The organism is Micromonospora coriariae (assembly GCF_900091455.1).
Classification (GTDB): domain Bacteria; phylum Actinomycetota; class Actinomycetes; order Mycobacteriales; family Micromonosporaceae; genus Micromonospora; species Micromonospora coriariae.
In genome coordinates this window covers 6,454,287-6,476,163 of record NZ_LT607412.1, presented here as the reverse complement: position 1 = coordinate 6,476,163, position 21,877 = coordinate 6,454,287, and the positions used below count along the sequence as shown (strand labels likewise).

At 72.2% G+C, this 21,877-nt stretch carries 22 protein-coding genes; 15 read left to right on the top strand and 7 right to left on the bottom strand.

Annotated elements, in window-relative coordinates; genetic code table 11:
* The first annotated feature begins 159 nt into the window (after positions 1-159).
* Positions 160-873 carry a hypothetical protein gene (locus tag GA0070607_RS30220; protein WP_089021243.1) on the top strand — a complete coding sequence of 238 codons (714 nt, stop codon included), beginning with the start codon at positions 160-162 and terminating at the stop codon, positions 871-873.
* 62 nt (positions 874-935) lie between these two features.
* Here GA0070607_RS30220 and GA0070607_RS30215 read toward each other — a convergent pair whose 3' ends face one another.
* Positions 936-2,306 (bottom strand): aldehyde dehydrogenase family protein, encoded by a 1,371-nt coding sequence (locus GA0070607_RS30215; RefSeq protein WP_089021242.1) that lies wholly within the window; start codon positions 2,304-2,306, stop codon positions 936-938.
* 146 nt (positions 2,307-2,452) lie between these two features.
* Positions 2,453-3,790 carry an NADP-specific glutamate dehydrogenase gene (gene gdhA, locus GA0070607_RS30210; RefSeq protein WP_089022196.1) on the bottom strand — a complete coding sequence of 446 codons (1,338 nt, stop codon included), beginning with the start codon at positions 3,788-3,790 and terminating at the stop codon, positions 2,453-2,455.
* A 237-nt stretch (positions 3,791-4,027) separates the two neighbouring features.
* On the opposite strand from gdhA, the gene GA0070607_RS30205 reads away from it, so the two are divergent.
* The 5 genes from GA0070607_RS30205 to GA0070607_RS30185 all read left to right on the top strand — a co-directional run bounded on the left by GA0070607_RS30205 (position 4,028) and on the right by GA0070607_RS30185 (position 8,321).
* Positions 4,028-4,339 (top strand): MazG-like family protein, encoded by a 312-nt coding sequence (locus GA0070607_RS30205; RefSeq protein WP_089021241.1) that lies wholly within the window; start codon positions 4,028-4,030, stop codon positions 4,337-4,339.
* Positions 4,340-4,818: 479 nt separating this feature from the next.
* Positions 4,819-5,400 (top strand): hypothetical protein, encoded by a 582-nt coding sequence (locus tag GA0070607_RS30200; RefSeq protein ID WP_089021240.1) that lies wholly within the window; start codon positions 4,819-4,821, stop codon positions 5,398-5,400.
* Positions 5,401-5,542: 142 nt separating this feature from the next.
* Positions 5,543-6,550, top strand: coding sequence for a hypothetical protein (locus tag GA0070607_RS30195; RefSeq protein WP_157743315.1), 1,008 nt, complete (start codon positions 5,543-5,545; stop codon positions 6,548-6,550).
* 62 nt (positions 6,551-6,612) lie between these two features.
* Entirely contained in the window at positions 6,613-7,584 is a 972-nt protein-coding gene (locus tag GA0070607_RS30190; RefSeq protein ID WP_089021238.1) for a pirin family protein, read from the top strand.
* 71 nt (positions 7,585-7,655) lie between these two features.
* Positions 7,656-8,321 carry a hypothetical protein gene (locus tag GA0070607_RS30185; RefSeq protein ID WP_089021237.1) on the top strand — a complete coding sequence of 222 codons (666 nt, stop codon included), beginning with the start codon at positions 7,656-7,658 and terminating at the stop codon, positions 8,319-8,321.
* 216 nt (positions 8,322-8,537) lie between these two features.
* Here GA0070607_RS30185 and GA0070607_RS30180 read toward each other — a convergent pair whose 3' ends face one another.
* Entirely contained in the window at positions 8,538-9,206 is a 669-nt protein-coding gene (locus GA0070607_RS30180; protein ID WP_197701190.1) for a DUF1345 domain-containing protein, read from the bottom strand.
* A gap of 45 nt (positions 9,207-9,251) precedes the next feature.
* Positions 9,252-9,521, bottom strand: coding sequence for a DUF2795 domain-containing protein (locus tag GA0070607_RS30175; protein ID WP_089021236.1), 270 nt, complete (start codon positions 9,519-9,521; stop codon positions 9,252-9,254).
* 157 nt (positions 9,522-9,678) lie between these two features.
* Between GA0070607_RS30175 and GA0070607_RS30170 the strand changes: the two genes are divergently transcribed.
* The 5 genes from GA0070607_RS30170 to GA0070607_RS30150 all read left to right on the top strand — a co-directional run bounded on the left by GA0070607_RS30170 (position 9,679) and on the right by GA0070607_RS30150 (position 13,109).
* Entirely contained in the window at positions 9,679-10,089 is a 411-nt protein-coding gene (locus tag GA0070607_RS30170; RefSeq protein ID WP_089021235.1) for a DUF2267 domain-containing protein, read from the top strand.
* 217 nt (positions 10,090-10,306) lie between these two features.
* Positions 10,307-11,329 carry a TerC/Alx family metal homeostasis membrane protein gene (locus GA0070607_RS30165; RefSeq protein ID WP_089021234.1) on the top strand — a complete coding sequence of 341 codons (1,023 nt, stop codon included), beginning with the start codon at positions 10,307-10,309 and terminating at the stop codon, positions 11,327-11,329.
* Positions 11,330-11,405: 76 nt separating this feature from the next.
* A complete protein-coding gene (locus GA0070607_RS30160) occupies positions 11,406-12,005 on the top strand; it encodes a sulfite oxidase-like oxidoreductase (protein ID WP_089021233.1) in 600 nt (199 codons plus the stop codon).
* Positions 11,998-12,777: a ferredoxin reductase gene (locus GA0070607_RS30155; protein ID WP_089021232.1), complete on the top strand. Its 780-nt coding sequence runs from the start codon at positions 11,998-12,000 to the stop codon at positions 12,775-12,777. The genes GA0070607_RS30160 and GA0070607_RS30155 overlap by 8 nt, the downstream gene beginning before the upstream one ends.
* 38 nt (positions 12,778-12,815) lie before the next feature.
* Complete coding sequence (locus GA0070607_RS30150) at positions 12,816-13,109, top strand: DUF6510 family protein (RefSeq protein WP_089021231.1); 294 nt, start codon at positions 12,816-12,818, stop codon at positions 13,107-13,109.
* Between the two features lie 51 nt (positions 13,110-13,160).
* Here GA0070607_RS30150 and GA0070607_RS30145 read toward each other — a convergent pair whose 3' ends face one another.
* Positions 13,161-13,742, bottom strand: a complete 582-nt coding sequence (locus GA0070607_RS30145) for a CGNR zinc finger domain-containing protein (RefSeq protein WP_089021230.1) — start codon at positions 13,740-13,742, stop codon at positions 13,161-13,163.
* A gap of 125 nt (positions 13,743-13,867) precedes the next feature.
* On the opposite strand from GA0070607_RS30145, the gene GA0070607_RS30140 reads away from it, so the two are divergent.
* Positions 13,868-14,884: a LacI family DNA-binding transcriptional regulator gene (locus GA0070607_RS30140; protein WP_089021229.1), complete on the top strand. Its 1,017-nt coding sequence runs from the start codon at positions 13,868-13,870 to the stop codon at positions 14,882-14,884.
* 46 nt (positions 14,885-14,930) lie between these two features.
* Positions 14,931-15,458 (top strand): GNAT family N-acetyltransferase, encoded by a 528-nt coding sequence (locus GA0070607_RS30135; protein WP_231930524.1) that lies wholly within the window; start codon positions 14,931-14,933, stop codon positions 15,456-15,458.
* Positions 15,459-15,665: 207 nt separating this feature from the next.
* Here the strand turns inward: GA0070607_RS30135 and GA0070607_RS30130 are convergent, their stop codons facing one another.
* Positions 15,666-17,114 carry a M20/M25/M40 family metallo-hydrolase gene (locus tag GA0070607_RS30130; protein WP_089021227.1) on the bottom strand — a complete coding sequence of 483 codons (1,449 nt, stop codon included), beginning with the start codon at positions 17,112-17,114 and terminating at the stop codon, positions 15,666-15,668.
* 119 nt (positions 17,115-17,233) lie between these two features.
* Between GA0070607_RS30130 and GA0070607_RS30125 the strand changes: the two genes are divergently transcribed.
* Positions 17,234-19,390, top strand: a complete 2,157-nt coding sequence (locus tag GA0070607_RS30125; protein WP_089021226.1) for an amylo-alpha-1,6-glucosidase — start codon at positions 17,234-17,236, stop codon at positions 19,388-19,390.
* Positions 19,391-19,431: 41 nt separating this feature from the next.
* A complete protein-coding gene (locus tag GA0070607_RS30120; RefSeq protein ID WP_089021225.1) occupies positions 19,432-20,733 on the top strand; it encodes an NAD(P)/FAD-dependent oxidoreductase in 1,302 nt (433 codons plus the stop codon).
* A gap of 19 nt (positions 20,734-20,752) precedes the next feature.
* Here the strand turns inward: GA0070607_RS30120 and GA0070607_RS30115 are convergent, their stop codons facing one another.
* Entirely contained in the window at positions 20,753-21,877 is a 1,125-nt protein-coding gene (locus GA0070607_RS30115; RefSeq protein ID WP_231930521.1) for an AI-2E family transporter, read from the bottom strand.

Below are 21,877 nucleotides of genomic sequence, written 5' to 3'. Positions count from 1 at the left end.
ACCGGGACCGCACCTCGCCGAGGCCGGGGCATTTCCGGAATGCCCGACAGGTGAAGCTGGTTGTGTCCCCCGTACCGCCGGAGCCCAAACCCTTTCCGCGGTCATCTCCCGAGGAGTGTTCACCCCGGAGCGCTCCGCACGATCGAAAGGGCAACCATCGTGAAGGTCGACTTCACTCGATGGCTCCCCGCCATCGCTAAGGACTCGTACCGCAAGACCGCGCTGAGCGTTGTGGGTGTGGCCGCCCTCGGTGGCCTGGCACTCGCGCCGACAGCGGCCGCCGCCCCGGTCACCTCCGGGCCGCACCAGGGCGCCGTCGCCGCCATCGACCTCGCCACCGGCAAGGCCGCCACCGCGGCCCGCCAGGAGGACCAGCCCGTCGAGTCGGGGCTGACCACCGGGTCCGCCACCGGCAAGCCGCCGGCTGGCAAGCCGAGCCGCGAGCAGCTCATTCCGCACGGCATCGAAGGCGCCCAGTCGCGCATCCCGCTCGACGACGCGCAGCTGGCCAACGCCCGGGCCATCGTCGACGCGGCCAAGAAGACCGGCGTCGGCGACCGGGGCGCGGTGATCGGCGTCGCCACCTCCTTGCAGGAGTCGAAGCTGTACAACCTCGGCCACCTCGGCGCGTACAACGACCACGATTCGCAGGGCCTGTTCCAGCAGCGCCCGTCGTCCGGTTGGGGTACGCCCGAGCAGATCACCGACCCGGAGTACTCCGCCACGGCGTTCTTCAGCGCGCTGAAGAACGTGGGCGGCTGGCAGGACCTGCCGCTGACCGCCGCGGCGCAGACCGTCCAGGTCTCCGCCTTCCCGTACGCGTACGCGCAGTGGGAGGAGCAGGCGGCGGACATCGTCCAGCAGCTCTGGTGACACCCGCGCACACCACGCCGGCCGGCTCCCGAACAGGGGGCCGGCCGGCGTCGTCGTGTACCTCAGCAGGCGGCGTAGAGGCGCCGGGTGCCGACCCCGGCGGCGTACGCGGCCCGATCGCTGAACCGGCAGCCGTAGTCGGGACGGGCGACCACCGTCGGGTCGGAAACCGTGTCGCCGGCGGGGCGGGCACCGGTGCGTACCCAGGACACCAGGTCGTCCCAGGCGGCGCCGGCCTCGGCCGGGGTGAACTCGCAGTGCTGCGTGGCCCGGATGGCCCGCTGCACCACCAGCCGGCTGCGTCCGTGCCGTGCCACGTCGGTGGCGTACGCCTGCTCCATGCTGAACGGCACGAACAGGTCACCGAGGCCGTGCAGGGTGAGCACCGGCGCGGTGGGGCGGCCGGCGATGTGGGGCACCTCGGTCAGCGTCGGCAGGAGTCGCTGCCAGATGTTCTCCGGGACGACCCGCCGGACGGTCGCGTTGACGTTGACCGGGCTGTTCGGGGTGTAGCGGGTGAGCAGGTTGGTGGAGAGCTGACCGGGCCGCTGGGCGGGGGAGTCGCCGCCACTGGTGACGCTGATCGAGAAGAGGAAGTCCTTCCAGACCGCGAATGCGGCGTCGGCGCCGGGGCGCTGCCCGCCGGACCGGTTCACCGTGATCGCCCGCAACTGCTTGCCCCGGTCGGTGGTGGTGTCCGGCCCGGTGGGGGTGAGCCCGGCCAGGCCGAGAGCCACCTGGATGCGGGGCACCGCGTTGGTCAGGTAGTCGGCCGGCGTGGGATAGGCCGGCACCCCGGCGAGAGACTGCGCGACCAGGTTGTAGTCGAGGTAGAAGTCGAGCAGCGTCTGGTCGCCGAGCACGCCGCACATGGGCAGCGCTCCGTCGTAGTAGCCGGGGTACTGCTCCAGCGAGCGGCCGATGACGTATCCGCCCATCGACACCCCGGCGAGGTAGGTGCGGTGCGGCCGGCGGACCGTCCGTCCGAAGTGGTCGGCGAGGTCCTTGGTGCCCAGCACGCCCGAACGGATGTTGAAGCCGTTGCGGTCGTACGAGGACGACGCCCAGGCGTACCCCTGCTCCAGCAGTCGCTGGCGCAGGCCGAAGCCGGGCGGCTCCGGCGAGAGCACCGTGCCCTGGCCACGATAGCCGTGGGCCCACAGCACCAGGTCACCGTTCCACCGGGCGGGGACCTCGATGATGTACCCGGCGTGGCGGTGCACGCCCTGACGTACCGTCGTCGTTCTGCCGGCCACGACGAGCGGCGCCAGCGGCGGGTTCTCGATGGTGTAGCCGGGCAGCGGCTGGCTGCCACCCGGGTCGCGGTCGGCGGTGGCGGTGGCTGGCGCGGCGCCGGCCAGACCGACCGCCAGGGTCAGCGTCGCGGTGGCGGCGAGCAGGCGGCGGAGGGTGCGAACGGGTGAGGACAGCATCGATGCTCCTCATCGGACGGATGTCGCCCGCGGGCGACCAGGCGGGACGGTTGCCTACCGGCCGGTAGCGTCCTGAACCTAGGGCCGCCGTCGACCAGAGTCAATGGCTGCGCTGACCGGCCGGTCAGGCCCGACTGTCCTGCCGCTCAGACCAGGCCGTGCGCCAACATCGCCTCGGCCACCCGGCGGAACCCGTTGATGTTCGCCCCGGCCACGTAGTCGCCGGGCAGCCCGTACTCCTCGGCCGTGCTCCAGCAGCGGGCGTGGATGTCCCGCATGGTCTCCCGCAGCCGCTGCTCCGACTGGACGAACGTCCACGAGTCCCGGCTGGCGTTCTGCTGCATCTCCAGCGCGCTCACCGCCACCCCGCCGGCGTTGGCCGCCTTGCCCGGGGCGAATCGCACGCCGGCCCGGCCGAGGATCCGCACCGCCTCCGGGGTCGTCGGCATGTTCGCCCCCTCGACCACCGCGACGCAGCCGCCGGCCACCAGCGCCGCGGCCTCCGCGCCACCGATCTCGTTCTGCGTCGCGCACGGCAGGGCCAGGTCGCAGGGCACCTCCCAGACGGTACGGTCGGCCACGGCCACCGCGTGCGGCACGTGCCGCAGGTAGTCGTCGAGCCGGCCGCGGCGCTCCTCCTTCAGCTCGCGCAGCAACTCCAGGTCGATGCCCTTCTCGTCGAGCAGGTACCCGTCGGAGTCCGAGCACGCCACCACCGTCCCACCGAGCTGGTGCACCTTCTCTATCGCGTAGATCGCCACGTTGCCCGAGCCGGAAACGACCACCCGCTTGCCCTCCAGGCTGTCGCCGCTCTCCCGCAACATCTCCTCGGCGAAGAACACCGCCCCGTACCCGGTCGCCTCCCGGCGCGCCTGCGCACCCCCGTACGCCAGCCCCTTGCCGGTGAGCACCCCGGACTCGTAGCGGTTGGTGATCCGCTTGTACTGGCCGAACAGGTAGCCGATCTCCCGGCTGCCCACCCCGATGTCCCCGGCCGGCACGTCGGTCTGCGCGCCGATGTGCCGGTGCAGCTCCGTCATGAAACTCTGGCAGAAGCGCATCACCTCACGCTCCGAGCGCCCCTTGGGGTCGAAGTCCGCGCCACCCTTGCCGCCGCCGATCGGCAGGCCGGTCAACGCGTTCTTGAAGATCTGCTCGAAGCCGAGGAACTTCACGATGCCCAGGTAGACCGACGGATGAAAGCGCAGCCCGCCCTTGAACGGGCCGAGCGCGCTGTTGAACTCCACCCGGAAGCCGCGGTTGACCTGTACCCGGCCACGGTCGTCCTCCCACGGCACCCGGAAGATCACCTGTCGTTCCGGCTCGCAGATCCGCTCGATGATCCGCGCCTCGGCGTACTCGGGGTGCCGGGCCAGCGCCGGGCCGATGCTCTCCAGCACCTCCCGTACGGCCTGGTGGAACTCCGGCTCGCCCGGATTGCGGGCAACCACACTGGCGAACACCGTCTCGACGGTCTCCGGCATGACCGGCACGTCCCTTCCGTATCGGCGGCATCGTTGCCGCCACTGTGCCGGCGTGACCCACCGGCCGCCCCGGAGTACGGCCCGCCGCCCCTGTCCGGTTCATCACTCGTCGGCCGGTCCTCGCACCGGCACCACCCGTCCCGGCGTTCGTCCCGGCCGCGTCCTGCCGGCGTCACCTCGCTCGCCGACCCAGCCCGGCTGTGCGGCCCGGTGGGCGGGTCGGGTTGACTGGTCGCCGTGAACGAGTCGATCTGGGAGGCGGCCCGGGCGTCGCGCAGCTGGTTGGACGCGGCGAACGGCACCGGGCAGACGGAACTGACCTGTCGCATCCTCAAGCTCACCGAGGAGGCGGGGGAGGCGTCGGCGGCCTGGATCGGTCTGCTCGGGCAGAATCCTCGCAAGGGCGTCACGCACACCCGCGAGGACGTGGCAGCGGAGCTGGCTGACGTCGCGTTCACGGCGCTGGTCGCCATCGAGAGCCTGGGTCTCGATGCTTCCTCGGTGTTGGACTCATGCGCCGCGAAGGTCCGCTCCCGCCTCGCTGGCTGACCTCGCCCGGGGGCGCGCCTGGTTCACGGCGATCGACTCGATGTCGGCGATGTCGGGGTGTCCAGGCGAGCGGATGGCCCGATATCGGCGATATCGAGTCGATCAACCCCAGCCAGCCGAGGCGGCCTGCGGTCCCCACGTCGAATGTCCGGTATCGGGGGTTTCTGGGCTGTGACCGGGCGCATCCGTGGGCTGGAATCGTGGCGGGCCGGGGGTCGTTACACACCCTGACGATCGCAGCACCACCGACCGCACCAGCACCCGCATGACAGGGGTGCCGATGGATGGGCCACCCCCGGAATGACCCCGGCCCGGCGGTCGTTACACACAGTCCCGGCGCCACGAGCCCCCGCCCGTAGGCCGCCGACCTTGAAGACTTTTCCCCGTGTAGTTGAAAGCGCCGGACGAGGTGCTCGCACCCCTGCGCCGTTCCCCCGGATCGGAGCGCGGGTGTCTACCCCCTGAAGGAGCTGACCCCCATGAACACGATCATTCGTAAGAGCATGCTGTCTGTTGCTGGTCTCGCCTTCGTCGGTGGTGTCTTCGCGGGCCCCGTCGCCCACGGCGCACCGGCCGTGGACGCGAAGCCCGTCGCTGTGGTGCAGTCGGACAAGCCCGACATGGGCAAGCTGATCCCGCACGGCACCCAGGGCGCGCAGTCGCACATCGACCTGAACGACGAGCAGACCGCGAACGTGAAGGCGATCATCGCCGCGACGAAGAAGGCCGGCCTGCCCGAGCGGGCCGCGGTCATCTCGATCGCCACGAGCCTGCAGGAGTCGAAGCTGGAGAACCTGGGCCACCTCGGCGACATGAACGACCATGACTCGCTGGGCCTGTTCCAGCAGCGCCCGTCCAGTGGTTGGGGCACCCCGGAGCAGATCACCAACCCCGAGTACTCGACCACCGCGTTCCTCAAGGGTCTCAAGCAGGTTGACGGGTGGCAGGACATGGCGTTGACCGACGCCGCGCAGACCGTGCAGGTCTCGGCCTACCCGGATGCCTACGCCCAGTGGGAGCAGCAGGCCGCCGACCTGGTCGCCCAGTACTGGAACAGCTGACCCACCGCGCACTGAGCACTGACCGCTGGCCGGCACCCCAACCCGGGGTGCCGGCCAGCGGCATGTCCAGGACCAGCGCTGAGTGATCCGAAGGGTGGGCGGGTACGTACTCACCGGCGGGGACCGGCGGAGGGACGAGTACATGGCCGCAGTGGGGAACGGCACGGATCACCAGCCGGAACCGGAGGCGGAGCCGGAGCCGACGGGTGAGGTCGCCACAGGTCGGGGCTGGCCCACCGGGACTCGGGTGCTGCTGGCCGCCGCGGCCGTCGTGCTGATCCTCGGCGCCACCGCGGTGGCCGTGATCATTGCTGATCCGCACCGCCTCGGCATGTCCTACTCCAGCGCACCCGACGGCACCCGCCCCGACCGCACCCGTCCGGACGGCACCCCGCCGGACCACGTCCGCCCCGGCAGCGTCCACCCCGATGCGGGCCGACCTGACGGTGCCCGATCGGACGCCGACCCTGAGACCGGCGCGGTCGACCCCGACAGGCCCGGCGGCGGGACGGGTGGCGAGGGCGCGGCGGCTGCCGGGCAGGCGGTGACCGCGCCGTTGGCGGGGCGGCAGCGGGCCACCTTCGTGCTGGCGGACGGGTTGTCCTTGTTGGAGCTGCGGGTGGTCGACCTGGGTGACGACCTCTACCGGATCAGCAGCCCGGCCGACTCGGGCGTGACGGCCCGGCCGGCGGTGCTGGGCGAGACCGTCCGGCTCGGTGTGGTGACGACCGGTGCCTCCGGGGCGAGAGCCGTGCGGGTGTTGCTCAACGAGCGGGTCAGCTGGCGTTTCCAGCTGGTCGGTGGCGTGAGCAGCCAGGTGCTGGACCTGACCCGGGCCCGGTTGCTGGGGCTGGAGCTCGCCGGCGGGTCGGCCCGTACCGAACTGCTCCCGCCAGCGGTGAGCGGCACCACGACTGTGCGGTTGACCGGCGGGACCAGTCAACTCGACGTCCGGGTGCCGGGCGAGCCGCCGGTACGGGTCCGTGCGGGAGCCGGCGCCGCCTCGGTGGTGCTGCGCGGCGAGCGCTGGGTCGGGGTGGCCGCCGGAGCGCTGGTGGGTACGCCAGGGTGGGACCGGTCGGCAGACCGGCTCTATCTCGACCTGGTGGCGGGAGTCAGCAGCGTGACGGTGGGTGCCAGCACCCGGTGAGCCAGGTCGCCCGGTGCGGGAAGCGCTGCGGCCGCGGGTGGGGCCGAGCGTACAGTCGGGCGGTGGAGCGTACTGAATCGATGCTGGCGGAGACCCGACCACCCGGCGTGGCCGACGTCGATCCGGGCAGCGTGCTGCTGCCGGGCCATGACGTGCCGCTGGGCCGATACACCACCGTCCGCCGCCTGCTGCCGCAGCGCCCCCGTCGGATGGTCGGCGCGTGGTGCTTCGTCGACCATTTCGGCCCGGACGACGTGGCGCAGCGACCCGGCATGGAGGTGCCGCCGCACCCGCACACCGGCCTGCAGACGGTGACCTGGTTGCTGGACGGCGAGATTCTGCACCGGGACAGCCTCGGCAACGTCCAGCCGATCCGGCCCGGACAGCTGAACGTGATGACCTCCGGGCACGGCATCGCGCACTCCGAGCGGTCGCCGGCCACCCATCCGCCGGTGATGCACGGCGTGCAGCTCTGGGTGGCGCTGCCGGATCCGGCGCGGGCGGGAGCGGCGGACTTCGCGCACCACGCGGACCTGCCGCGCTGGCGCGACGGCGATCTGGACGTCACCCTGCTGGTCGGTGAGCTCGCCGGGGAGCGGTCCCCGGCGGTGGTGCACACCCCGCTGGTCGGCGCGCAGCTGGAGCTGAGTGGCACGGCGCCGACCACGCTGCCGCTGCGGCCCGACTTCGAGTACGCGCTGCTGGCGATGTCCGGTTCCGCCGAGGCGGCCGGTGTCGGGTTCGAACCCGGCGCACTGCTCTACCTTGGCTCCAATCGCCGCGAGCTGACCGTGCGCGGTGGGGCCGGGGCCCGGTTGCTGCTGCTGGGCGGGACGCCGTTCGACGAGCCGCTGGTGATGTGGTGGAACTTCGTCGGCCGTTCGCACGAGGAGGTCGCCGCGGCTCGGGAGGACTGGATGGCCGGGCGACGTTTCGGCGTCGTCGCCGACGATCCGGCACCGCCGCTGCCGGCGCCCGCCCTGCCCACCACCCGGCTCAAGGCCCGCGACCGCACCGGTGGCCTGCACGGCTGAGGCCATGGCCCGCGCGGCGGCGCACCCTCGCGGTGAGCGTGTGACCGACGTCGGCATGGGTAGTCGCCGGCATGGCGACCACATTGATCACTCCCGTGGAGGACCGGAAGCGCCTGGCCCGGCGGCTCGCCGGCAGCGGACGGGGCTTCGCCGAGCAGTACGGCTTCCGGGTCACCAACAACCCGGCGAGCCTGTTCCAGGTGCTCTACCTCGCGGTGCTGCTGGCGCGACGTGGTGACTTCCGTCGGGCGTTGGACGGCGCGCGGGCGCTGCGCGACGAGGGGTGGGACAGCGCCGCCCGGTTGGCCCGCTCGCTGCACCAGGACCGGGTGCGGGTGCTGCGCGACGCCGGTCAGCGTGGCGACGTGGACGCGTTGGCCGACGTGCTGGGCGACCTGGCTCGCACGGTCGTCGAGCGGTACCGGGGTGACCTGCGCCGGTTGCGGGCGCTGGCGCACCACGACCCCGCCCGGGAGCGCAAGCTCCTCGCCGAGCTGCCCGGCGTGGACGACCAGGTGGTCGACCTGTTCCTGCGCGAGGCTCAGGCGCTGTGGCGCGAGGTCGCCCCGGTGGCCGACCGGCGGGCGTTGGCCGCGGCCCGCCGGCTCGGCCTGGGCCGATCCGCCGACGACCTGGCCGGGTTGGCCGGCAGCGGAGAGTCGGAGCGCCTTGCCTGGCTGGTGGGGGCGCTGGCGCGGGTCGACCTGGAGCACCGGTACGCGGAGCTGACCGGATGATCAGGACGTGCCCTGGCCCACAGTTCGGCAAAATCTGACCGTACGGATGATGTTCTGCCGTATGGTTGTACCCGGCAGTGCTGGCCGCTCGGTTCGGGCGCCCATCCACCGCCTGGTGATCGCGTCCGGTTCGGGCGCGTTTCACCGCCTGGGCAGGTTTGCGTGGCGCCCCCGGTCGCGGTTCGTGGCCACGGGGCGCCCGCCTGTCCCGGCGTCTCAGCGGGCCAGACCCGCCAGCAGGTTCACCGTGACGGCGATGATGAACGCGCCGAACAGGTACGACACCATCGAGTGCCGCAGCACTGTGCGACGCATCTCGTTGCTCGTCAGGTTCGTGTCGGAGACCTGGAACGTCGTCCCGATGGTGAACGCCACGTAGGCGAAGTCGGAGTAGCGCGGCGGGTCGGGCTGATTGAAGTTCACCCCGCCGTCCGGCCCGGTGTAGTAGATCCGGGCGTACCGGGCGCCGAACACAGTGTGCACCACCAGCCAGGAGAGCACCACACTGAGCAGGCCCACCCCGCCGGACACCTCGCGGTGCAGCCCGGGCGGCGCGGCGTGGGCGCTGGCCAGGACCAGCCCCACCGCCAGCAGGCTGGCCAGGCAGGCGATCAGCAGCACCAGATCACGGACGGCGCGGTTGGGGTCCTCGTACGAGGCGACCCGCGAGGTCTGTGCGGCGTCCAGCGGCCAGAGCTTGTGCCAGACCAGCCCCAGCCAGCTCAGCGCGGCCGCGTCCCAGCCGACCAGCGGGCCGAGTTGCGGCGACCACATGACGGCGACGACGCCGCCGGCGACGATGCCCACCACCCCCACCAGGGCGAGCTGGACCGCGGCGGAGGTGTGCCCGATCGGGGCCCGGGACAGCGGACCCTTGCCAGTCATCCGTGCCGGCCGCGCGTCGGGACTCGGGCCGCCACCGCCCGCGGATCAGATGCCACGCAGGTGCTGGGAGACACGGTTGTGCTTGTCCCGGGCCTGCGCGGCCCGCTGCGAAGGGCCCACCTCGGGGGCCGCGTCGATGCCGGCCGATCGGGCCACCTCGGTGCCGTTGGCGTAGTCCACCGGAGGCAGGGCGCGCAACGCCTTCAGCACGTCCGGCGGGGCACCCTCCCGCTCGGCCTCGCGGACCACGTCGTCCTTCTCGGCCGGATAGTCCAGGCTCGACAGGTACTGCAGGACGTCGGCGTAGCTCGCCATGGCAGGGGCTCCCTCAAGACATCGATGTGGTCACGACGGGCGGCGGTTACCCGCTCGCCGTCCGGTCACGCCCGGGCGGGTGGTCGAATCGCCTGCCGTTTCTCCCCGGCCGCCGCGGGTACCCGCAGGCGCCGACGCCAGCCCGAGGGAGTACGTGATGAACTACGACACCTTCATCGACCAGGTTTCCCAACGCACCCGGGCGCCGTCCGAGCGGTCCGTCGAGCTGACCCGGGCCGTGCTGGAGACGTTCGCCGAGCGGCTCACCGGCGGGGAGGTGCTGGATCTGGCCGCCCAGATGCCCAAACCACTGCAGCTGGTGCTCAAGCCGAGCCCGCGCACGGAGCAGGCGGACCGGTTCGGGGCGGCCGAGTTCGTCGCCCGGGTGGCGCTGCGCGCCGACGTGGAGGAGCCGGTCGCCCGGGACGCCGTCCGGGCGGTTTTCACCACCCTGCGCGAGGCGATCACCGGCGGGGAGTTCGACGACGTGGTCACCCAGCTGCCGCGCGACTACCGGCAGCTGGTCGAGCCTGCGATGGCCCCGGGGGCGACGTTGCGTCGCGGCTGACCGCGCAAGGCCCACGTCGCACCCAGCGGTTGGTCAGGGCAACCATCGACGTCCCGCTTGGCGTCGAGATTGAGCCTGGCCTAACCTTGTCCTGCGAGGGGAGTACTTCCCACGAACCATTCCGGTCAGTACGGCGCGCCCGGCGCGCCTCGGGTGGTTGCCCATCTCTGGTGGGTGAAGGAGACCTCGAACATGACACGGTGTTCGAGGAGGCCCCATGACCGAAGTGTCGTACCTGTCCGCTGCCGGTGAGTTGTCGTCGGTGGGCACGCCCATGCTGTGGGCGCTGACCATCGCCGGCGTGCTGCTGTTGCTGGTGCTGGACTTCCTGGTCACCCGCCGCCCGCACGAGGTGTCGATGCGGGAGGCGATCGGCTGGTCGGCGTTCTACATCGCCCTGCCGCTGGCGTTCGGCGGCTGGGTCTGGGCCCGCTACGGCTCCGAGTTGGGCGTGCAGTACCTCACCGGCTATCTGGTGGAGAAGTCCCTCTCGGTCGACAACCTCTTCGTCTTCATGCTGCTGCTGGCGGCGTTCGCGGTGCCGGCGGTGCTCGCCCAGCGGGTGCTGCTCTACGGCATCGCCGGCGCGCTGGTGCTGCGGGCCATCTTCATCGCGCTCGGTGCGGCGGCGTTGCAGACCCTCGATTTCGCCTTCCTGCTCTTCGCGATCATCCTCATCGCCACCGCGGTGAAGCTGCTCCGTGACGCCCTTTCCGGGCACCAGCAGGAAGTCGACATCAACAAGATGCGTTCGGTGCGGCTGCTGCAAAGGTTCATGCCGGTGGTCGACGAGTACCACGGCACCCGGATGACAGTCCGGCAGGGCGCGAAGCGGGCGCTGACCCCGTTCGCCCTGGTGGTGGTCGCCGTGCTGGCCACCGACGTGGTCTTCGCGGTCGACTCGGTGCCGGCGGTCTACGGCATCACCGAGGACCCGTACCTGGTCTTCGCCACGAACGCGTTCGCGCTGCTCGGTCTGCGGGCGCTCTACTTCGTCCTGCACGCGGCGCTGAGCCGGCTGGTGCACCTCAGCTACGGCCTGGCCATCATCCTGGCGTTCATCGGTCTCAAGCTGGGCCTGCACTGGGCGCACGGAATCTGGGAGAGCGTGCCGCAGATCCCCACCCTGGCCTCGCTCGGCGTGATCATCGGGGTGCTGGTGGTGGTCACGCTGACCAGCCTGCGCGCCACCCGGGGCGGTCAGCCCGAGGAGCGCGAGGTGGTCGCGGAGCGGCGCTGACCGCGCCGCGCCGGGGCGACGAGGAGGTACGCGGGAAAGCCCCCGCCCCGGCCGGCGCGGGTGGTACGACTGTGTAATGGGAATCGTGTCACCGGGCTTTCAGGGTCGGCCCCGAACACAGGAGCCGGCCCTGCCGCCCGGTCAGTACCTGACCGAGGATTTCCCGGTGCTCTCGGCCGGCCCGACGCCCCGGGTGTCGCTGGACACCTGGGAGTTCGTCATCGCCGCCGAGAACGGCACCGAGTACCGGTGGTCGTGGCAGGAGCTGATGGCGCTGCCGCAGGAGACGCCGATGGTGGACATCCACTGCGTCACCCACTGGTCCAAGCTCGGCACCACCTGGCAGGGCGTCTCGCTGGACACCCTGCTCGACGGCGTGGACACCGGCGCGCACTTCGCGCTCGCGCACTCGTACGGCGGGTACACCACCAACCTCCCGCTGGACGACCTGCGCGGCGGCCGGGCCTGGGTGGCGCACACCTTCGACGGCGCGCCGCTGGCTCCGGAGCACGGCGGGCCGGCACGGCTGCTGGTGCCGCACCTGTACTTCTGGAAGTCCGCGAAGTGGGTGCGCGGCATCCGGCTCAAGACGATGGACAAGCCGGGGTTCTGGGAGACCGCCGGGTACCACGACTACGGCGACCCGTGGCGCGAGCAGCGGTACCAGGGTGACTGAGCGCGCGGTCGCGACGGGCACCCCGGCGCGTGCTCCGATCCGCTGGCAGGTCGGCCGGCTGGTGGAGCGCCGGGTGGAGACGCCCAGCGCGCACACCCTGGTGCTGGAGGTGCCGGACTGGCCGGGGCACCTGCCCGGGCAGCATGTCGACCTGCGGCTGACCGCCCCGGACGGCTACCAGGCTGCCCGGTCGTACTCGGTGGCCGGGCCCGTCGTGGATGGTCCGGGCGGGCCGCGCATCGAGGTGACCGTGCAGCGGGTGCCGGACGGCGAGGTGTCGCCGTACCTGATCGACGTCTACGGCCCGGGCGACCCGGTGGAGGTCCGCGGCCCGCTCGGTGGCTGGTTCATCTGGCGACCGGAGGAGACCGCGCCGGTGCAGCTGCTCGGCGGTGGCTCCGGCATCGTGCCGCTGATGGCGATGATCCGGGCTCGCCGGGCGGCCGGCAGCAAGGTGCCGTTCCGGCTGCTCTACTCGGTGCGCACGCCCGGCGACGTGATCTACGGCGACGAGTTGCGCCGCCGGGTCCGCGACGACTTCGGGCTGGACGTGGCGTACGTGTACACCCGCGAGGCGCCCGAGGGATGGCGTGGTGAGCCGCACCGGATCGGGCTGGCCGACGTCAACACCCACGGCTGGCCGCCGGACCTGGAACCACTCACCTACGTCTGCGGCCCGACCGGGTTCGTGGAGACCGTGGCCGACCTGCTGGTGGGGTTGGGCCACCCGTCGCGGCGGGTGAAGACCGAACGCTTCGGCCCCACCGGCTGACCGCACCCGCCCGCCCCACGCAACGTCGAGGAGACCCGATGACCGAGATGTCGTACCTGGACGGCAACATGCTCGACGGCCCGCTGCGCGAGATGTTCGCCGTCGACCTGAGCACCGCTGTGGGCCGCTGCGAGAACTGCGGAATGACCGGCCCGATGGCCAGCCTGCACGTGTTCTCGCACGCCCCGGGCCTGGTCGCGCGCTGCCCGTCCTGTGAGTCGGTGATGCTGCGGCTGGTTCGGGCACCGGACCGGGCCTGGCTGGACATGCGCGGCACCACCTTCCTCCAGGTCCCGATGCCGCTGGAGCAGACCCAGCCCGGCCCGCTGTGACGGAACGGTCGACGTTGCCCAGAAGGCCGCCGCGGTACGGGGGCGCGAGCCCTACCCGCTCCCGCCGTCGCGGACCGCGCGGGTGCGGCCGGTGCGGACGGCGTACGCCCGCTTCATCTTGATGTAGTTGCCGCAGCCGGCCATCGAGCACCAACGGCGGGCCTGGTTGCGGGAGGCGTCGTAGTAGGCCCAGCGGCAGGTGTCGCGGGCGCAGACCTTGAGCCTCGGCCAGGTGCCATCCTCGCCGCACACGCGGATCGCGTCGACCAGCCCGGCAAGCGCCCGGTCCAGGGGAGCGCTGCCGGCGGCGACCAGGCGGTGCCCGTCGTCGGTGAAGCGCAGGGTGACGGGCACACCGGCCAGGGCCCGGTTGAGCCGGTCGAGCGCTGTGGGGTCGCCGTGGTGACCGGCGTGGCCGAGCAGCACGGCGCGCAGGCCCTCCCGGACCGTCACGGCCACGTCGAGGTCCGCCGGCCCGAGGCGCGCGTCCACCGCCATCAGGTCCCGCTCGACGAACCAGTCGCGGAGCCGGTCGGGGCTGGTCAACATCTCGTCGTCGATCTGCGGCTCGAGGGTGTTCACGAAGTCCCGGACGAGCCGTACGGCGGCCGGCACCCCAGCGTCGTCGTCCACCGACCACCTCCTTGCCAGTTACACCACCGTAGCGCCTTGACAGGTGTGAAATCGCCTGCGAGGGTCGGAAGTACACCAGTGAAACAGCTTTGGTGGTGTGATTTTTGTTCAGGGGAGGGCGGGTCGTGGCTTCCACCCTCAAGGACGTGGCGCGGCTCGCTGACGTGTCGGTGAAGACCGTCTCCAACGTCATCAACGGCTATCCCCACGTGAGCCCCGAGGTGCGCCGGCGGGTCGAGACCGCCGTCGCCCAGCTGAGCTACCGGCCGAACGCTTTCGCCCGGACCCTGCGCACCGGCCGCACCGGCGTGCTCGCCCTCGTCCTGCCCGGCACCGAGGCGCCCTGCCAGGCAGACCTCGCGCGCGCGGTCGTCCGCGCGGCCGGGAGCCGGGGCTACCGGGTGATCATCGAACAGGTGGAGCCCGACGACGAGCGCCCGGGGTCGTCGTTGAGCGCTGCCCGTCCGATGCCGGTGGACGGCGTGCTGGTCAGCGGCCCCGTCGCACCGGCCGAACTGGTCGAGGTGTGGGCGGCCACCGGGCGTCCCGTCGTGCTGGTCGGCGGCGAAACCCGCGACGGGCACTGCGACCAGGTGTGCGTCGACGTCGCCCAGGCCGCCGAGGACGCGACCACCCACCTGCTGCGCGCCGGCCGCCGGCGGATCGCCGCGATCGGCGCGTACCCGACGGAGTCCGTTGCCGTGCCAAGGCCGCGCACGGCCGGCCATCACCGCGCGCTGCGCCGGGCCGGGCTGACGGCAGTACCCGGTCACCTGCTGCCGGCGTCGCGGCACCGCCGGGCCGACGGCTACCGTGCGGCCCGCGCCCTGCTCGCCCAGCCGGACCGACCGGACGCCATCTTCTGCTACTCCGACCCCCTCGCCATCGGCGCGATGCGCGCGGCCTTCGACGCCGGGCTGCGTGTCCCCACCGACGTCGCGGTGATGGGCATCGGAGACATCGAGGAGGGGCGCTACTCCCGGCCCACGCTGAGCACCGTCTCCATCGACACCGGGTTCCTCGCCCGGGAGGCCGTGGCCCGGCTCACCGCCCGGATCGACCAGCCGGACGCGGCGGTCGCCGTGATCACCGCGCCGCACACCGTGCTCCCCCGGGAGAGCACCGAGCCCACGGTGCGCTGACCGACGGTTGGACAGCGCCCGGGTGGATCGGTCAGAGTGGTCCGCCGTGAGATACCTGCGTACCGGCGGTCCCGCCGCGATCCGCCGACCCCGGCCCACCGACTCGAAGGAGTTCATCGCCGCCGCGCGCCGCAGCCGGGACCTGCACCACCCGTGGCTGGTCGCGCCGGACAGCCCGGAGGAGTACGACCGGTACCTGCGCCGGATCCGCCGCCGGGACAGCTCCGGCTACCTGATCTGTGACCGGGCCGGCGGCGACATCGCCGGCTACGTGAACATCAGCGGGATCGTGCTGGGCGCGCTGCGCGGCGGCTACCTCGGATACGCGGCGTTCCAGCCGTACAGCGGCACCGGGCACGCCTCGGCGGGCCTCGCCCTGGTCATCGGCCACGCGTTCGACGCGCTCGGGCTGCACCGGCTGGAGGCGAACATCCAACCCGGCAACGAGCCGTCCCGGCGGGTGGCCCGCAAGCTGGGTTTCCGGTTGGAGGGCTTCTCCCCGGACTACCTGTTCATCGACGGCGCGTGGCGCGACCACGAGCGCTGGGCGATCACGGCGCCGGCGGCGAGCTGACACGACCGCCGGGCCCGCTCCGCTGCGGGCCCGGCGGCGAGCCGGTGGGCGCTGGCGGGGCCTGCTCGGCTGTGCAGCCGCCGAGCCGCGGTGGGTTCGACCCGAAGTTGCCGGCGCCGGGTTTCGACATTGTGAATTCAGTGGACGCCAGGCCGCCAAGGGGACGACCGGGACGATCGAACGGTCCGCCCCGGCCGCCCCCGCCGCTCAGCTGCCCGGCCGGGGGAACGCGACAGGGCTGCGCAGGCCGTCACGGCCAACGGCGCGGATGCCGAAGAAGACGTTGTCCTTGGACAGGTCGACGCTGACCTCGGTGACGTCACCGACCGGGATGACTCGCTGCCACTCGGCGGCCGTGGTCTCACGCCACAGCACCTCGTAGCCGGCCAGGTCCGGTTCGGTTCCGCGCTGCCAGCGCAGAGTCGTGTTGTTGGTCAGGTCGGTGGTCACGATGATGGCACCCTTGGGCGTGCCCGGCCCCTGGGCCAGCGACCACAGCGCCGCGCCGTTGACCCGGGCCACCCGGGCGATGTACCCGAAGTCGCAGAACTCCGGCAGGTCACCGAACTGCTGCCCGTCCTGCACCCGGACGTCCTGGTGCTGGTGGGCGAAGTCCTCGTTCGGCTCGGTGAACCGCGCCGCCGGCCAACCCTGGCGAAGGAACGAGATGTGGTCGCTGCCGCGCAGGTAGCGGTCCCGCCGGTAGATGACCCGTACCCGCATTCCGGTGGTGGCGTTCTCCGCCACGTCCCGAACGAACCGGGCGAGCTGCCGGGAAGGCGAGTCGTTCTCGCCGCCGACGGACTGCCGGGTGCTCGCCTCCGCAGGGGTCTCCGCCGTCGGCACGCCCTCGGCGAACAGCCGCACCGCGTACGGGTCGCGGGTACCGTCGTCGGCCGTGCTGCTGCCCACGATGTCGTTGCTGAACATGCCCTGCACGTCCGCACCGGCCGCCTTGAGCTGCTGGGCCAGGTACGCCGAGCCGTACAGCCCCTGCTCCTCGGCGGCGACCGCCGCGAAGACGACTGTGGCGGCGGTGGGCCGGCTGGCCATCAACCGGGCCAGCTCCATGACCACGGCCACGCCGGAGGCGTCGTCGTCGGCGCCGGGCGCATCGCTGACCGCGTCCATCACGTCGGTGACCCGGGAGTCGTAGTGGCCGGTCACCACGTACGTCCGGTTCGGCGAGGTCGTCCCGCGCAGGGTGGCGACCACGTTGGTGATCCGGGTCGCGGTGGGGATCCGCGAAGCCGGTTGCTGGATGTACGACTGGAGTTCCACGGTCATCCGGCCGCCGGAGGCCGCCGCGTACTCCTGGAGGCGGGCGAAGATCCAGTCCCGGGCGGCGCCGATGCCCCGCTGTGGGTCGTCCTGGCTGGAGAGGGTGTGCCGGGTGCCGAACGCGGCCAGCCGGCGGACGATCGCCTCGATGCGGCGCGGATCGACCTGGCGCAGCATTTCGCGCAGCTCGCGGTCGGGCCGTTGCGGGCGTGCCGGGCGGCCCGGGCCGGACGGCGGGGCGTCGGCGGTGGCCGGCGCGGCGAGCGCGGGCACCGCCGCGGTGGCGGCGGTCGCCGCGGTGGCGGCGGCGGAGGCGGACAGGAAGGTGCGGCGGGTGGACCTCGTGGGCTTTGCGCCGGTGTCGTCAGATCCCATTCCGGCATCCTCCCCATCGATGGAGGCGTCTGTCCATATCGCCGGGCGTGGATGTTCAGCGGGCTTTCACCCGGACCGGGTGATGACACCTCGTGTCGCCCGTTCCTACCGTGGGTGCCATGGCTGCCGTGCGCGCGACCCCCGCGGATCCCACTCCCGGAGTGCGACCGGAGGCGCCCGGGGAGGGCGGGGACCAGCGCGCCATGCCGCCCGAGCTGGGGCCCGACTCGCTGGCCGTGCTCAGTGGCCCCACGTTCCTGTACTCCAATTCGCGGGGGGACGTGCCGCCGGGCAGCATCGGTGGGCTCGTGCACCTGGACACCCGGCTGATCAGCGGCTGGACGCTGACCGTCAACGGCAGCGAACTGCTGGCGCTGCGCGCGGAAACCATCGAGCACTACTCGGCGCAGTACGTCCTCACCAACCCCGAGCTGCCCGGACTGCCGCTGAACAGTCTGGGCGTCGAACGACTGCGCTATGTCGGCGACGGCTTCCATGAGCGGGTGGAGGTGCGGTCGTTCCGGCCGGAGCCGGTCCGGGTGGAGCTGCGGCTGGCCGTCGCCGCCGACTTCGCCGACCTGTTCGAGGTCAAGTCGGTGGTCCGGGACCGGTCCGCGGAGATCGTCCGCAACCACGCCGCCGATGGGGCCGAGCTGTGCTTCTCCTACGGGCAGGGGAGATTCTCGGCCGAGACCAGGGTGCGCTGCCAGGCGCCGGCGGACCGCGTCGAGGGGGACGAGCTGGTCTGGGACCTGTACCTGCCCCCGCGTGAGCAGTGGCAGGTGGACCTGCACGTGCCGCTGCCGCCGGGGATGGGGGTGGTCGAGCCGGTCCGGGGCGACATCGCCGACATCATCCATGGCCGGGCCGACGACCCGCTGCGCCGGTGGACCGAGGACCGGGCCGTGCTGCGCAGCGACAACCAGCCGCTGGAGCGGACCGTGCGCCAGTCCCGCGACGACATCTCGGCGCTGCGACTGGACCTGGAGGTCAAGGGCCAGCGGATCATGCTGCCCGGCGCGGGACTGCCCTGGTTCCTCACCGTCTTCGGCCGCGACACGCTGATCACCGCCTACCAGACGCTGGTCGCGGGACCGGCATTGGCCAGGGGTGCCCTGTTGGGGCTGGCCCGCCTGCAGGGCGACACGTGCGACGACTTCGCCGACGAGCAGCCGGGCAAGATCCTGCACGAGGTGCGCAGCGGTGAGCTGACCCGCAGCGGGCTCAAGCCGTACGGGCCGTACTACGGCACCGCCGACGCCACCCAGCTCTGGCTGATCCTGCTCTCCGAGTACTGGCGCTGGACCGGTGACGACGAGACCGTCCAGCGCCTGCGGGACAACGCGTTGGCCGCGCTGAACTGGATCGACGTGTACGGCGACCGGGACGGCGACGGGTACGTCGAGTACGCCACCCGCTCACCGGAAGGGCTGGGAAACCAGTGCTGGCGGGACTCCCCGGACGGCGTCTGCTTCGCCGACGGCCGGATCCCGGTGCTCCCTCTGGCCACCTGTGACCTGCAGGGCTACACCTACGACGCGAAGCTGCGGCTGGCCGAGCTGTTCGACGGGCCGTTGGACAATCCCGCGCTGGCGATGCGGCTGCGCGACGAGGCCGGCACCCTGTACGAGCGCTTCAACCGGGACTTCTGGATCGAGGAGCGGGGCGGCTACTACGCCGTCGCCCTGGACGGAGACAAGAACCGGGTGGACTCCAAGACCTCGAACATGGGTCACCTGCTGTGGAGCGGGATCGTGCCATCGGAGCGGGCCGACGCCGTGGTGCGCCAGCTCATGTCGCCGGACATGTTCTCCGGTTGGGGCATCCGCACGCTGTCCCGCGAGGAGTCGCTGTACAACGCCGTCGGCTACCACCTCGGCACGGTCTGGCCGCACGACAACTCGATAGCGGTGCTCGGCCTGGCCCGCTACGGCTACCGGGCCGAGGCGAACCGGATCAGTCTGGCGCTGTTCGAGGCGGCGGAGCAGTTCGGTCATCGGCTGCCCGAGGCGCTCAGCGGTTTCGCGCGGGAGCGGATGGTGTTCGCCGTGCCGTTCCCGACCGCGTGCAGCCCGCAGGCGTGGGCGGCCGGCGCCCCGCTGGCCCTGATCCGCGCGATGCTGGGGCTCAACCCGGAGCAGGGGCGCTTGTTGCTGGACCCGGACATCCCGGCCGAACTGGGCCGGATCACGGCCGATCGTGTGCGGGCCTTCGGCCAGGAGTGGGGGCTGGAGGCGGTGGGCACCAGCGGTCACCTCCGGCTCCAGCCGAGCTGAGTTTGACGTTTGTCCCGGGCTGCTGCGGGAAACGGCCCGCAATGACGAAACCTCGTGTGGTGGTCGTGGGAGCCGGGTTCGCCGGGTACCACGCGGCGAAGACGTTGAGCCGCCTCGCCCGGGACCGGGCCGAGATCGTGCTGCTGAACTCCACCGACTACTTCCTCTACCTGCCGCTGCTGCCCGAGGTGGCCGCCGGCGTGGTCGAGCCCAAGCGGATCGCCGTGCCGCTGACCGGGACGCTCAAGGGCGTGCGGGTCGTGATCGGCGAGGCGGACCACGTGGACCTGCAGAACCGCTGGGTCGGCTTCACCCAGCCGGAGGGGGACAAGAACCGGCTGGCGTACGACCGGCTCGTGCTCGCCGTGGGCAGCGTCAACAAGCTGCTGCCCATCCCCGGGGTGACCGAGTACGCGCACGGCTTCCGTGGCCTGCCCGAGGCGGTCTACCTGCACGACCACGTGATCCGCCAGATCGAGTTGGCCGAGCAGGCCGAGGACCCGGCCGAGCAGCGTGCCCGGTCAACCTTCGTGGTGGTCGGCGCGGGCTACACCGGCACCGAGGTCGCCGCGCACGGGCAGTTGTTCACCGACGCGTTGCAGGCCCAGCGGCCCCGGCTCACGGTCCGTCCCCGCTGGATGCTGCTCGACATCGCCCCCCGGGTGCTGCCCGAGCTGGACAAGCGGATGTCGCAGACCGCGCAGAAGGTGCTCGACCGGCGCGGGGTGGACGTGCGGATGGGCACCTCGGTGGCCGAGGCGACCGCCGACGGGGTGAAGCTCACCGACGGCGACTACGTGCCGACCTGCACGCTGGTGTGGTGTGTGGGGGTGCGCCCCGACCCGTTCGTCAGCGAGCTGGGCCTGCGCACCGAGAAGGGCCGTCTGGTGGTCGACGAGTTCCTCACCGTCCCCGGTTACCCCGAGGTGTACGCCTGCGGCGACGCCGCAGCGGTGCCCGACCTGACCCGCCCCGGCCAGATCTGCACGATGACCGCCCAGCACGCCCAGCGGCAGGGCAAACGCGTGGCGCACAACATCGCCGCGTCCTACGGGTTCGGCCAGCGCAAGCCGTACAAGCACCACGACCTGGGCTGGGTGGTCGACCTGGGCGGCAAGGCCGCGGCGGCGAACCCGTTGCACGTGCCGCTGGCCGGGCTGCCCGCGAAGGCGGTCACCCGCGCGTACCACCTGATGGCGATGCCGGGGAACCGGACGAGGGTCAGCGCCGACTGGGCGCTGGACGCCACGCTCGCCCGGCAGGCGGCACAGCTGGGCCTGGTCCCGGCGAACGCGGTCCCGCTGGAGAGCACCTCACCCGAGGTCGCGGCCCGGTCCCGCTGAGCACTGCCGATCCGGCCGGTCAGCCCTGGTGGGCGGGACCGGCCGGTCGGCGTCGCGGGTCGGCGGGACCGGCCGGCGGGTCGGGACGCAGCCGGGCCGGGCCGTACTCGCGCAGCAGGGTCTGGACGATGCCGGCGGCGGGAATGGCCAGCAGCGCGCCGAGCAGGCCGGCCAGCTCCGCCGCGAGCAGCACGCTGACCAGGACGGTCAGCGGGTTCAGCCGGACCGCGCGGGCCAGGATGAGTGGTTGCAGAAGGTGGTTCTCCACCTGCTGGTAGACAACGAAGAAGACCAGCACCACGACGCCGGCGGTGGGGGAGTGCAGGAACCCCGCTCCGGCCGCGATCACCGCTCCCAGCGTCGCCCCGACCAGCGGGATCAGGTCCGCCACCGCCACCAGCAGGGCGATCACGGCGGCGAACGGCACACCGGTGAGCGCCAGCACCACGAAGGTCAACGCCCCGCAGATCACGCTGATCACCAGGTTGCCGGTGAGGTAGCCGGTCACGGTGCGCGACACCTCGCGGCCCACCCGGCGCAACCGCTCGCGCTGGCCGTCCCCGGCCGCCGCGAGCACGCGACCGGTGATCCGCGGCGCCTCCAGCACCATGAGGTACGCCAGCACGATGACCGTGACCAGCCCGGCGACCGTCTCCACGACGCCGCGCAGCACGCCGACGGCAGGTTGACGCAGCCGGGTGCCGAAGGTGCGCAGCTGCTCGGAGTGCTCGGACACGTACCGTCGAACGCCGAAGCGCTCCAGCAGTTGCCCCAGCGGGCCGCGGCCGGCGCGAGCGTCGCGCAGCAGGTCCGGCGCCCGTTCGGCGAACCGCCCCAGCTCGTTCAGCAGTGGCGCCAGGATGACCGTGGCCAGGACCGCCACCACCACGAACGCGGCGAGGAACACGAGCAGCGTGGCCAACGCGCGTCGCCGCACCCACAGCCGTTGGAGCCGGTCCACCAGTGGCTTGAGCGCGACGGCGAAGAAGGCGGCCACCACGGCCCAGACCAGCACCCGGCGGGTCGCGTACACGAAGGCCAGCGCGAACACGGTCGCCAGCACCAGACCGATCACGATCAGGGTCCGGCGAGCGGTCACCCGCGTGTCGGCGTTGCTCATCCGGCGCGGCTTCCCGGCGCTCAC

Bases quoted from the DNA above. Each gene is read 5' to 3' on its own strand.
- GA0070607_RS30200 (WP_089021240.1), top strand. From the start codon at position 4,819: ATGAACACGATCATTCGTAAGAGCATGCTGTCTGTTGCTGGTCTCGCC.
- GA0070607_RS30125 (WP_089021226.1), top strand. From the start codon at position 17,234: ATGGCTGCCGTGCGCGCGACCCCCGCGGATCCCACTCCCGGAGTGCGA.
- GA0070607_RS30215 (WP_089021242.1), bottom strand. From the start codon at position 2,306: ATGCTGTCCTCACCCGTTCGCACCCTCCGCCGCCTGCTCGCCGCCACC.
- GA0070607_RS30170 (WP_089021235.1), top strand. From the start codon at position 9,679: ATGAACTACGACACCTTCATCGACCAGGTTTCCCAACGCACCCGGGCG.
- gdhA (WP_089022196.1), bottom strand. From the start codon at position 3,790: ATGCCGGAGACCGTCGAGACGGTGTTCGCCAGTGTGGTTGCCCGCAAT.
- GA0070607_RS30175 (WP_089021236.1), bottom strand. From the start codon at position 9,521: ATGGCGAGCTACGCCGACGTCCTGCAGTACCTGTCGAGCCTGGACTAT.
- GA0070607_RS30195 (WP_157743315.1), top strand. From the start codon at position 5,543: ATGGCCGCAGTGGGGAACGGCACGGATCACCAGCCGGAACCGGAGGCG.
- GA0070607_RS30120 (WP_089021225.1), top strand. From the start codon at position 19,432: ATGACGAAACCTCGTGTGGTGGTCGTGGGAGCCGGGTTCGCCGGGTAC.
- GA0070607_RS30185 (WP_089021237.1), top strand. From the start codon at position 7,656: ATGGCGACCACATTGATCACTCCCGTGGAGGACCGGAAGCGCCTGGCC.
- GA0070607_RS30160 (WP_089021233.1), top strand. From the start codon at position 11,406: ATGGGAATCGTGTCACCGGGCTTTCAGGGTCGGCCCCGAACACAGGAG.
- GA0070607_RS30165 (WP_089021234.1), top strand. From the start codon at position 10,307: ATGACCGAAGTGTCGTACCTGTCCGCTGCCGGTGAGTTGTCGTCGGTG.
- GA0070607_RS30130 (WP_089021227.1), bottom strand. From the start codon at position 17,114: ATGGGATCTGACGACACCGGCGCAAAGCCCACGAGGTCCACCCGCCGC.
- GA0070607_RS30180 (WP_197701190.1), bottom strand. From the start codon at position 9,206: ATGACTGGCAAGGGTCCGCTGTCCCGGGCCCCGATCGGGCACACCTCC.
- GA0070607_RS30150 (WP_089021231.1), top strand. From the start codon at position 12,816: ATGACCGAGATGTCGTACCTGGACGGCAACATGCTCGACGGCCCGCTG.